Annotated in this window: 7 protein-coding genes; 6 read left to right on the plus strand and 1 reads right to left on the minus strand. The window is 50.8% G+C overall.

Features of this window, described 5'->3' with window-relative positions:
* Positions 1-308: 308 nt before the first annotated feature.
* Positions 309-869, plus strand: a complete 561-nt coding sequence (locus KKH67_14830; protein ID MBU1320456.1) for a GNAT family N-acetyltransferase — start codon at positions 309-311, stop codon at positions 867-869.
* Between the two features lie 31 nt (positions 870-900).
* Here KKH67_14830 and KKH67_14835 read toward each other — a convergent pair whose 3' ends face one another.
* Positions 901-1,794: an HDOD domain-containing protein gene (locus KKH67_14835; protein ID MBU1320457.1), complete on the minus strand. Its 894-nt coding sequence runs from the start codon at positions 1,792-1,794 to the stop codon at positions 901-903.
* A 695-nt stretch (positions 1,795-2,489) separates the two neighbouring features.
* On the opposite strand from KKH67_14835, the gene KKH67_14840 reads away from it, so the two are divergent.
* The 5 genes from KKH67_14840 to KKH67_14860 form a co-directional block, all read left to right on the plus strand.
* Positions 2,490-3,680, plus strand: coding sequence for a hypothetical protein (locus KKH67_14840; GenBank protein ID MBU1320458.1), 1,191 nt, complete (start codon positions 2,490-2,492; stop codon positions 3,678-3,680).
* A gap of 351 nt (positions 3,681-4,031) precedes the next feature.
* Positions 4,032-6,641 (plus strand): T9SS type A sorting domain-containing protein, encoded by a 2,610-nt coding sequence (locus KKH67_14845; GenBank protein ID MBU1320459.1) that lies wholly within the window; start codon positions 4,032-4,034, stop codon positions 6,639-6,641.
* Between the two features lie 520 nt (positions 6,642-7,161).
* Positions 7,162-9,573 carry a T9SS type A sorting domain-containing protein gene (locus KKH67_14850; protein MBU1320460.1) on the plus strand — a complete coding sequence of 804 codons (2,412 nt, stop codon included), beginning with the start codon at positions 7,162-7,164 and terminating at the stop codon, positions 9,571-9,573.
* 48 nt (positions 9,574-9,621) lie between these two features.
* Positions 9,622-11,901, plus strand: coding sequence for a T9SS type A sorting domain-containing protein (locus KKH67_14855; GenBank protein ID MBU1320461.1), 2,280 nt, complete (start codon positions 9,622-9,624; stop codon positions 11,899-11,901).
* Positions 11,902-12,119: 218 nt separating this feature from the next.
* The coding region (locus KKH67_14860; GenBank protein MBU1320462.1) for a hypothetical protein at positions 12,120-12,822 on the plus strand (703 nt) is incomplete at its 3' end.

Raw genomic sequence — 12,822 nt, forward strand, 5'->3', positions numbered from 1 at the left:
GAGTGCGTCGATTCGTCGGCGCACTTCTTGAATCACCTGATGCACTGAGTGAATTCAGACCTTCCAGGCTTTATGTCTGGCGGCATCGCAGATGGCCGTAAGCTGAATTATCGAAATCAAATGGTCTGTACTGAAAAGATATGCAGAGCTGTGCCGTGCTGCAAGAAGTTTCCGTGTTCGCAGAGTGGCGATGACCCCGAGTCAACCGGTTTCCGGTTGACATCCGCCTGTTTCGCTGCTATTCTATTATTACATTTCCGAAAACAGTGCACTATGCCCGGCATCCGAGATCTCACACGGAATAAGGTATGACATTAAGCGATCACAAGATTGACATCATCGCCGCTGATGAAGTTGTACATCTGCGGCGCATTATCAAGGAAGACTTGGATGCATTCTATCGCTGGTATAAAGACCCCGACATACAGAGGTTCATGGCTGCCCCACACTGGGATTCCAATTGTTCGAAGGATCAATATCGGTCCATCTTCCTGCGCAGACACCTTCTGCAGACTGGCTCGGCAGTTACCGTGGCGGTGTGTATGGCGAATGACGATCGTCCGATCGGGATGGTGAACTACTTCGATCTGGATCGTGATAAGGGCAGTTGCGAAATCGGTGTGGTTGTTGGCGAGAAGGACTTCTGGAGCCGGGGTGTTGGAAGTGCGGCCGTGAAACTCACATCAACCTACCTCTTCTCGACAGTGCATCTTAATCGAATCTACTGCCACATTCTCTATGGGAATACGCGGTCGATCTTACTATTCGAGAAGTGCGGGTTTGAGTTTGACAAAATCGTCTTCATCTCCGATACTGAGTTTCTCAGATATGAACTGAGGAACCTCGACTGGAATAGCCTCTTCAGGTGATCGACTGCACTGGAAATATTCAGTCAGCTTGTCAACTGTCAAACACGTGCTTTTCGGATTGGTAAATCTCGGCCAGGTTCTCCAAGATCATATCAATCTCAACCTGCGTCAACCCCAACTTACAGGCGAATGGTAACGTGGAGAGGTCTTCAATCTTAGCATCGTTGAAACCGCAGCCTATATACCTCGCGAGCTGATCGCAGAAATTCACGATATAGGCTAATGGAATCTTAGCGATTGACTCGGACGCTTCCCTGCAATCTGGTTCGCCTGCAGGATCATGGTGATAATAGACCGCCGACGAAAGGAAAGAGGGGAAGTTCCATTTATCAAACAATGCCTTGGCAACATCTACATGATTGAAGCCAATACTCTCCGTTTCAATTTCGAGGAAACTGCGCTGTGAATTCTGTACCTCCGCTAAGATTAGATTATACTCAGCCGGCATTTTCTGGCAAAGAATCAACTTGCCGAGATCATGCATCAGGCCTGAGATGAAGGCTTCTTCTACGTTGTTGTGGTGTATTTCCCGTCCTATCACTTTGCACGCGATCGCTGTCGCCAGTGAGTGCTCCCACAGTGCCTGCTCCAGCGAGTTTGATTCCTTTCTCTTGTAAAGGCTGTGTGTCGAGGAGGCGATCACGAGCGATCTGAGCGTATAGAAGCCAAGTATCAGAATCGCCTCTTTCAGCGTACTGACTCCCTTCGACCGCCCGTAGAAAGATGAATTCGACAATTTGAGGACTTTCGCTGTCAAAGCTTGATCGACCGAAAGCACCTTGACAAGCTTCTCGATGTCAGTTTCGACACTCGATGTCATTCCCATCACGGCTGATACGATAGCAGGCGAGGCAGGCAGTTCACCAATCGTCGATATGACTTTCTCAGCCGCGAAATTCGCTGATATTGCTGCTGTTTGTTCCATTCTGTCCTTTCTGGTTTCTGTTGGTTGTATCGGCGTCAGGCGGAATTCATTTAGTCGTAGCGGCTTACAGACAGACAGAAGTCATTGCTCCAACGATCTGAGGGCAGCCTTTGTCCATGCGGCTATGCGAGCGAAAGGTAATATGCACGGCATAGCGAGTGAAACCGGAGGGCACTCCGACAGGAAACTGGATATGTGTATCTTCGATGCTGTTCAAAATTTGGGCAATATGGGCGATTATTCCATGTATAACCCTGTGAACCTCAAGCCAGCCAACGTCAAACGAAGTCTCAACAGCGTGGAAAATGCTCGCGGATGATGAAAATAACTATTGACAAAAAGGCACTCTGGGCATATATTGCGTTCGTCTTGAAGGGAAACTTGGTTACAGCAATTCCTCACAGTTCAAGCTGATGCGGTTTTCGGCTAAACGTTAAGGACAACATTTCTTCTTTCGTTACTGATTTGTGCAAACAAAGACCGGTGTACTGACCAAACCTGAAATTATGTGCAGTCCAAGACTGCATGCGATGTTTGAGACTGTAACTTGAGATCACTCTGCGGCAAATGCAAGGAGTAATTGGAACGGTTGCTTGCTACTAAACTAACTGCCCAACAGGGCGATAACAATTAAGAGCAGGTATGTATCTGAAATTACTGTGGCTTCTCGATATAGGTTCCAAGGAGGACTGCAAATGAGAACATCCATGCGCCGCATTGTGCCGACTTTGGCGATTTTACTCGTTTTGTCGATCGTGGGGGCGAGCAATATTCACGCTTCGCCTGACGCGGTTCAACTCTACGTCAATGTAGAGGATACTGTTATGAAGAGAGATGCAGACAGTGTTGTCGTCTCGGTATATATGGAGACTTTCTCTGACAGTGTCGGAGGGTTCGAGCTCTGGTTCTTCATCGGCCAGGATGAGGTCCTCAGGTTCAGATCGGATTCAGTCTGGACATGTGACACAGTCTACACTGGTTGCACAGACTCTACGTGTACCGCATATATCGAGGATTCCTGTATCGCATGGGAATACATTCCGTCCAGTTGCGCGGATACGACTGAAACGTGCGATTGGGTGATGCTCGGCGCCTCAATCCTTGATGGTTCGCTGATTGAGAACTGGGACTATGTTTCGACGAATGTGCTCGATGCGAACAGGAGGCAGCTGAAAATCGTCGGTATCGCTAACGAATCTCCCGGACCACCGAAAGCTATTCCACCGAATGCGTCTAACAACCTGCTGTTGAGAATAGTCGCTGAGGTCCGCGAGGACAAGCTCGATTCGCTTGAATGCGCCGATTCGACCTGCCTTGAGTGGGATGGGCCGGACTGTCTTTATTGGCATCGCTATAATTGCGAGATCGCGCTGGTTCCGGATTCTCTCTGCCCGGATAGCGTGGCCCAGCAGTGGGGAATTACTCCCATTCTCATCTGGGACAATTCAACCAGATTCTCAAATCCTCGGGATGAACTCATCGGATGGCACTGGCAATACGCGTGTATCGATTCGGAGTGCATCCTGTGGGAGGACACGGTTTGCATTGGTTGGGAGTGCACTGCGTGGGATTATGAGGACTCTTCATACGTTGTCGACACGACCAAAATCAAGTATTTCGATGGCCAGGTTAACCTCAATTGCGCCACGTGCGATTACAATGTCGGCAATGCCGATGCATCGATTGATGTCGATATCGACGATGTTGTGTACCTGATTGCCTATATCTTCGTTGGAGGGCCGGCTCCGGTACCGGAGTATGGCGCCGGTAACGCAGATTGCAACGGCGAGATTGATATCGACGATGTGGTATTCCTGATAGCATACATTTTTGTCGGTGGCCCGGCACCATGTGATTGTGAAGACCTACCGCCAGCTCCGTTTTGATGCCTGGCGGCGCATACGACTGAACCTGCATTTAAGAGAAGTGAATTGGTTTGGAGATAAGTCGGAAATGAAGATAGAAGAGAGAACACGGCTGCAAGCCGAAGAAGGAAAAAAGAGAAGGGAGGTAACGAAGGAAGTTGAAGAGGCGTTAGACGTTCAAACCAACTGTCCGTTTTCTTACCGGCCCCGATAGAGAGGCATGGCTAAGGAAAGTGCTCCCTCTGTGTAAGCCTAAATGCACGGTGGGGCGATGCTTCACAAGACGTTCTGAGGGGGAACAGATTTACTAGAGTGTCAGGCAAGCGTTACCTGACACAGACAACTTGAATTCTTAAGTTAAAGGAGCACAAGATGAAACGCAGTCTTTTGGCAATCTTATTGCTTCTTCTCGCTTGCAGTTTTGCATTTGGCCAGATCACTGACTACGTCAAGTGGAATACTCCTGTCAAGTACAATGAAGGACAGGCTGGTGACGTTGCCCTCCTGGTGACGTTCCAGTGCGCAGCTCCGGTTGGCAATGTGAAGGGTGTTAGCCTCGGCTTTGCCCTCACGGCTACCGGTGCCGCGAATTTCACTTACGTTACTTACACCAAGCACCACAACACCGACTGGTTCGATCTGGGTGGTCTGCTCGTCGATGTCTCACTGATGCCGAACTCGTTCTTGATGGGCGGTGCTGCTCTGGGTGCAGGTATGCCCCGTGTGACCGATGAGCCGCTCCTTACCGTTGGCTTGATGTTCGGTGTTGGTGTAGGCCAAATCTGTATCGACTCCGCGTTCTTCCCGCCAGCTGGCGCATGGAAGTTCTCGAATACGACCTGCGACCCCGTTGGCGGTCCGCGTCCGTATTTTGTTGATGCAGCCGGCAGCGATGTAGCTCACCCGATCTGCGTCGATGTTCTGGAGGTTACATGCGTTGACCCGACCATCGACCCGATTGTCGGTGGTGTACTGACCGGCAACCACTGCAATGGCCTCAGCCACACTTTCACAGGTGATCCAGGTAATCTGGATGGCGTTCCTGCCACTCCGGTGGTCTGGACAGTGACAAATGGTCCCGGTTCGTTTGCCGGCGCCGTTTACTCGGCTCCAGCAGCTACCACTGGTACCTATGCGGTTGAAGTCACTGCGACCAACAGCTGTCTTGGCACTGCCACGTATAACTTCAATCTGGTCTTCACGAACCAGGCTCCGTCGATTCTGCCGGCTACTACGCCTGCGCAGATCGGTCAGGGCGGGTTATACTCGGTCGACTTCGACGCAACCGATCCTAACAGCTGCGATCCTCAGTTGTGGTCGGTCGTTATTACTCCGGCCCCGGCTGGCGCCTATTCCATTGATGGAACCGGTGTGCTCAACTGGCAGACTGTTGACCCGGACGATGGTGGCATCACCTTCCAAGTCTGTGTGACAGTTGATGATGGTGAGCCCGACAAGGCGACCGCTACGCATTGCTTCGACGTCGAAGTCCTGACTCTGGTGCCTTTCGAAATCCAACTCGAGAAGGTAGAGGGTCAGCTTCAGGGTCATTATGCCAGCGTTTCGATCTTCCTGAACAAGGGGACTGAGACGTTTGGTGGTTTTGACTTCCTGGTAGCTTACGATGCATCAGCCTTGACATTCATGGGTGCAACTCTCGGTGCTCAGCTCAATGCTAAGTGGGAGTATTTCACCTATCGTTTCGGCTGGAATGGCAACTGCGACGGTGCGTGCCCGAGCGGTATGCTCCGTGTAGTCGGTATTGCCGACATCAACAACGGCCCGAATCATCCGGATCCTGCCTGGCTGGTCAAGCAGAACCCCGATGGTGTACCGGATGAGCTGGTTGTATTGACCTTCTACGTCACCAATGATCGCACGTTTGAGTGCATGTACGTCCCGGTCCGCTTCTTCTGGCACGACTGCGGCGACAACGCGATCTCGAGCCCCATGGGTGACATTCTCTACATCTCCAGGTTCGTGTATGACTACGACTGGACACTCGGATACAGGGACATCACCGGCACGATCCACTACGGTGGTCACTGGTGGTTGTTTGGCCCGCCGTATCCATTTGTCGACTTCATAGAGAACACTGCCTGTATGAACCCGGATCCTGAAAAGCCGGATCCACTTCGCTTCATCGACTTCATACAGGGTGGTGTTGACATCATCTGTTCCGAGGATATCGATGCTCGCGGCGACCTCAACATGAATGAAGTTGCCAACGAGATCGCGGACGCGGTACTCTACACCAACTACTTCATTTACGGCCTCAGCGTATTCACATACACTGAAGGCTCGATCGCAGCTTCCGACGTGAACGCTGACGGTCGCGTGTTGACAGTTGGTGACCTTGTTTACCTCGTACGTATTATCACGGGCGATGCACTTCCGTACCCGAAACTCTCACCGTTCGCAAACAGCGTAACGATTGAGCAGGGCTCGGTAGTCACCACGAACTCGCAGTCCGACATCGGTGCTGCTCTGTTTGTCTTCAGTGGCGAAGGCGAAGCTAACTTGCTCGTCGACGGCATGAAGATGGAAAGCAGCGTAGTAGACGGTCAGCTTCGCGTGCTGGTATGGTCCGATGGTACGAACCATGTTCCGGCCGGCGAGCAGAACCTGATCAGCGTAACCGGCGATCTGACGATCGTCGAGGCCGAGGTTTCGGATTACTATGGTAATCTGATGAACTCGACCGTGGTCGAGAAAGTTATCCCGACCGCATTCGCGCTGAATCAGAACTATCCGAACCCATTCAACCCATCCACCGATATTACTATCAATCTCCCGACTCAGTCGAGCTGGAAGCTTGATATTTATAACGTCGCTGGTCAGTTGGTCAGAACATTCTCCGGTAACGCGATTGGCGAAGTCACGGTTACTTGGGATGCTGCTGGCGCGGCTTCGGGTATTTACTTCTACAAGGCCACCGCGGGTCAGTATACTGACACCAAGAAGATGGTTTTGATGAAGTAACCGTTTTGCTTCATAGACTGGATGAGGGGGAGGTTACTCCCCCTCGTCTTGAAATTAACCTGAGGAGAAGGGAGTTGATGGGAAGTACTTGTACTGAAAGAATAGATGGGAATCGAAAGCAGGCATGCAAAAATGATGATCGAGCAATCAAGACCGACAGGAAATGTAGGATTGTTTGCGATCATCTTTCTTTTTTATGGTCTAGAGCATTATCTCGTATGTCTGCATACGTTTGCAGAATATCTGAAACTTGAATACTGCAACTTTGTACTTATCAATTCAGCTGCTCATGGACGAGTCGATCGAGCTGCCAGGTTAATAGTAAGAGAAGGTTGGTAGGCTTAGAGTAATTCGTTACAGGATGGGAACTTACATAACTGCTGACATGTTCAAACTCTGGACATGTAACAGGCCTGCAATGTCGGATCGCGGCATACCTGTTGCTGAACCAGAGGTTGGGAAATCACATGTTTACGGACGGATTTCGGAAGTGAAACAAGATTATAGGAACAGGTCAGTTATGACAAGAATATTATCAGCTCTGCTTGCATTATCCATATGTGCGGTAACCGCTCTTGGCCAGGATGATCCGCACGGTATAACAGACACGATCCGTATTGCCGATGTGACTGCTGTTCCAGGCGACAAGATCCAAGTCGAAGTTTATATTTTTAGTGATATCGAGCTCCTCAGTTTGACGGTCCCCGTGAAGTTTGCTAAAGAGGTCCTCACCCTTGATTCGATCAGGTTCGACGGCTCCAAGCTGGAGTATCTGAGCAGTCACCCCTACGCAATCGATAACGAGGCAGGTACCGGGCTGATAGGCGGAATCGTGCTGACAGAAGAACCGATTCCAGCCGGAACGGGGCTTCTTGCGACACTCGATTTCACGGTCGCCCAAGCCGCTGAAATCGGGCAGACGTATATTTTTGATACTGTGTTCGTGCCCCCGGCCGGTTATGTTCTGCTGGTCACAGTCGATCATGACAAGGTTCGCCCCGCGTTCGCACCGGGTCACCTGACTATCGTCGACCAGAACAAAGCCCCCATTTTCCGTGAGATTCCTGACCAGGTTGTTTTCGAGGGCGATTCTGTCACGTTTATGGTCAGCGCACTGGACCCGGATGGCGGGAGTATTTCATACTCTTCAATGAAATTGCCGAACGGCGCGTCGTTCGATGCTGCCACCGGTCAGTTTACCTGGATTCCGCCTTACACCGGACCGAATTCCGCTGTCGGAAGCCCTTGTATAGTCAAATTCATTGCTTCCGATGGAGAGAACTCGAGCCACTGTGCTGTTGATATCACGGTTCTTAATCGAAACCGCGCTCCAGTCGTGAACACTCCGGATACTGTCGGCTGTGATGTCGGTGATTCAATCTTCCTCGTCATTTCAGCAGCCGATCCCGATCTGGAAGCTGTGGAAGTGGATGTGACCAGTCTTCCATACGGAGCTGACTATCAGCGAGGGAATCCGGGGTATGTCAGCTGGAGAACTTCTCTGTCTGACTCGGGCAGCTACGAACTACTGGTCACAGCGACCGATGCCATCGGAGCTGAAGCCACTGAGACTCTGACGCTGTTGGTACATCCCGCAGCGCCATGCGAGTTGGATATATCTGAAACACAGGCAATCAGCGGCAATACAGGAATCGTAGAAGTCAGCCTGCGCAACAGAGTGTTAATCGATCATATAAACCTTCTGATTCACTATGATCCGACTGCCTTGACACTGCTGTCAACATCGGCGGTCGGTACTCGTGTTGATTATTGGGAGCAGTTCATTGAGACCATAAATGAGATCGACGGTCGCGTTTGGCTCGATGCTGGCGCGAACCTCCCGGGTCACGATGGTAACGATCCACTGGAGATTGGGGATGGACCTGTGATGAAACTCAATTTCCTGGTAACATCCGATCTTGATTTTGCAGGTCAGCTTGTGCGAGTTGAGTTTGAATTTGTCGACACGCTCTCTCTCCTGGACAATACGCTAATCACGCCTGAAGGAGAAGTCCTCGGTCAGGGCGATGTCAGCTATGATAACGGTTCCATTTTCATTAAACAGCATGACGCTCTGATCGGCGATATTAATCTCAATTCAGTGCCGTTTGAAGTTGGCGATATTGTCTACTTCACAAACTATTTTATCGATCCGGCATCTTACCCGCTTGACGGTGACCGTTGGGGAAACTCCGACATTAATCAGGATGGCCGACCGGGCACAATCGGCGATCTGATCTATCTTATCAACATAGTCAGCGGAAGTGGTGCAGGCAAAATCTCTGCGGACGAGCACGCCGGTAGCACGGCGAATGTAGATGCTCGTGTCGTATCCACCGGAACTGATATAACTGTCGAAAGCGCCTCACCGGTTGGTGGCGCATACTTTGTGATATCTTTGGAAGGCGAATCGTCAATTGAGGCGGTCGCGGGAGGTGATCATAGGAAGGTTGATATTCACCAGTCGTTTGACGGCGAGCTGCTGCGAGTACTGGTGCTGAGCAAGGATGCCAGCGGTATTGCTGCAGACGGTGAGCCGGTTCTCAGGCTTTTGCATGACGGTGGTTTGAGGGTCTCAATCAAAGAAATGATGTTTGCTGATCAGCAGGGGTTCTCGCTTACGGCGGAGTTGGGCAAAGCAACACAATTGCCGGCGTCGTTTACGCTCGATCAGAACTATCCTAATCCATTCAATCCATCGACAAATATCGGATTTTCATTGCCTCGCGAAGGACAGGTCAATCTAAAGATATATAATATTGAAGGTAAGCTTGTAACTACGCTGGTAGATGGGCTGATGCCTGCAGGCCGACACACCGTGGTCTGGGATGGCAGAGATAACACGGGCAGAGCTGCCGCGTCCGGCATCTATTTCTACCGACTCAATACTGGAGAATTCAGCGACACGAGAAAGATGACGCTGATCAAGTAACATGAATATACCGGAGAATACTACTCAATATCAGAAGAGGTTAATCATATGTTAAGATTCAAGTTTTTGGTAGTGGCTGCCGTCATTCTGCTCGTTGCAGGGGTATGGACGGCAGCGTTCGCCCAGATCGAGACGGTAGGGGATACTATCCGCGTTGTCGACGCTTACGGCGATCCGGGCGATACCATACCTGTGATGCTGTACCTGGCAAACACAATAGAAGTGGGCGGATTGAACTTCCTGCTCAGATTCGACAGCACTCACATGGCACCTGCCTACGACTGGGCTTCTATCAACACGTGGGGAGACGAGACGGCGCCTTTGCACTATGATCTTATCAATCGCGGGGCGGGGAAGTTCCTATACACGAATTCCATCAATTCAATCGACACAAGTTCGACTTTCGGCCACATTGTCACTGGCGTCTTTATCGGCGATCCGGACTTGGCGGACGATATCGCGGTTGGTGCAGGTACGTTCGTTAGATTCTATGTATACATTAAACCGACTGCGATAGCAGGCGATTCCATCGCAATCACTCCGTTTGACGAGCAGTTCAGCGGCGGGCGAATGAACGAGTATTTCGACCCGGATGGCGTCGACAGCAGATACCCGTTTAAGATACGGGGATGGGTCCATGTCAGCGGCACACCGCCAGAACCGGATCATAACGAGCCACCTTTCTTCACGCAGCCATCGTCTACTGTGTTCACGGTGGAACAAGGCAATCAAGTGCAATTTGTGGTTGGTGCCGCTGATCCCAATACAGGGCAGAGGCTGGAACTGAGCATGGTCAGTGGCCCATCCGGTTCCACATTCTCCGATGCCATTGGCTTCGGAAGTGTGTCGAGTTCCTTCAGTTGGACGCCAAATATCTCTCAGGCCGGCTCATTCAATGCCTCTTTCAGAGTGGAGGATGATTCTGCTGCGGTCGCCAATTTCAGTGTGGTGATCAACGTTACTGCTCCCGAAATCGAAGAAGATTTGCTCTATACCACATCTCAGGAAGCGCATCATCTTGTTAGGGGTGGCATTCCGGGTGTGAACGATGTCAGTGTTCCGGTCAACCTGAGTGACCTCAATGTTCTTTACGGAATTCAATTCGATCTCACGTATGATTATTCCGTGATGTCGATGGATTCGATCACGCCGACAGATCGGCTTTCCGGATTCGAGACGTATACCGAGGTGATTGGGCCGGGAGTCACGAGGCTTCTAACCTTTCATCTCGACGGTGACAGGATTGCAGCCTCAGTTACATCGAACGCGATCTTCTATTGCTGGTTCACGATGAAATCTACAGCTTCACCAGGGTACTACCGTTTCAAACTTAGCAATGGTGTTGCTGCAGTAAGTCCCGACCCGGAACAGGGCTCGGTGGCCATCCTCGTGGATACGCTCGGCACAATTGCCGTCGACGCTCTCGGTGATGTGAATCTCGACAGGAAAGTCGATGTGGCTGACCTCGTTTCAGTGGTCGCATACATCATTGGAAATTCCTCTCTGTCAACCAGGAATCACCGGGCGGGCGACATAAATGCCGATAGCTATGTAAACGTGGTCGATCTCGTGGGAATCATAAACATGATCTTCACGAATGTCAGCCCGTCTCCAGTGCCGAAAGCCATGTTTGCAGGCGGGTCGGCAGAACTCGACATCGTCATGATGGCAGAGAATTCACGTGGTGATCGCACCCTTGCACTGAGAGGGGATCTACCAACTGAAGTTGCGGGAATGCAGTTCGATCTGAAATTCGATCCCGAGCTTGTCGAGCTGGGTCAGCCCGAACGGACAGAATTGACCACAGGTCTCGATCTGTTAGTGAAAGATCAGGGTAACGGCCGACTCCGCGTACTTATGTACGTCGACCCGAACGACCTGAAGGACGTCGTAGAATCGGGAGTAGGCGATTTGCTTACTGTGCCGATATACAGCATTGGTGATTATGCAGTCTCAGATGACGCGGTTACTATCGAGGGAAGCGTTTTGTCCGACCCATCAGCGCAGGAGATTCCTGTGTCGAGAAAGACCGGACAGCTTCCGCAAACATTCAGCCTGGAACAGAACTATCCTAATCCATTCAACCCGGAAACTCACATCAGCTTTTCGATTGATGGACAACAGGTGCAGAGCGTACGATTGGATGTCTATAACATTCTGGGTCAGAAGGTCACAACACTGCTTGATGACAATCTGGCGCCCGGGAGTTACCAGGTCACGTGGGACGGCACAAGTTCTTGCGGGGAAAAACAGGCATCCGGAGTCTACTTCTATAACATCGTGGTAGGTGAGAGCCGCGAGACGAAGAAGATGGTGCTCGCAAAGTAATAATCGATCTGCGCTCTGCCTGAATACAGGCAGAGCGCGTTCGAGTTGGAACACCTGAACTGAAATGAATCTTATGAATTACATATTGCGCACGGAATGCACGATCACAACTCGGTCACGCGGATTCCGCGTCGACCACTGGACTAAGCATCCAGAGTCGACAACGGAACCATTTAGCAGCCGATTCTTTGATATCTTACCTCTGAAAGGATATTGCAATGGCACCTGGTGATACAAGACGAAGGTGGAATCCATGGCCGAGTGTTCGGTTCAAGGCTTGCGCTCCAGCTCTGGTTGGTCTGCTGTTGATGATGTTTCCCATAACAGCAGTAGCCCAGAATCAGGCTCCGGTATTGACTCCCATTGGTGCGAAAGCAGTAGATGAGGGCGTTAACCTGAACTTCGGTATATCGGCCTCTGATGCTGATGGAACTATTCCGACGCTGACTGCCGAGGATGTTCCTCTCAACGCTACGTTTGTAGATAATGCCAATGGCACCGGCACGTTCGACTTTAATCCCGACTTCACACAGTCAGGTCCATATAATGTGAGATTCATCGCATCAGACGGCGCACTCGCAGACACAGAAGTTGTCGCGATCACGGTTAGTCATGTAAACCTTGCTCCTGTGCTTGCAGGTATTGGCGCTCAAGTCGTTGACGAAGGCGCGAACCTGAACATCGGTATATCGGCCTCTGATGCTGATGGAACTATTCCGACGCTGACCGCCGAAAACATTCCGACCAACGCTACGTTTGTAGATAATGCCAATGGCACGGGAACGTTCAACTTCAATCCTGACTTCACTCAGTCTGGTCCATACAATGTCAGATTCATCGCATCTGATGGAGTACTTGCTGACACTGAAATAGTAGCTATCACAGTCAACAACGTGAATCTCGCTCCAATAATGACTGCCA

The sequence above is a fragment of the Candidatus Zixiibacteriota bacterium genome (assembly GCA_018820315.1).
Lineage (GTDB): Bacteria > Zixibacteria > MSB-5A5 > JAABVY01 > JAHJOQ01 > JAHJOQ01.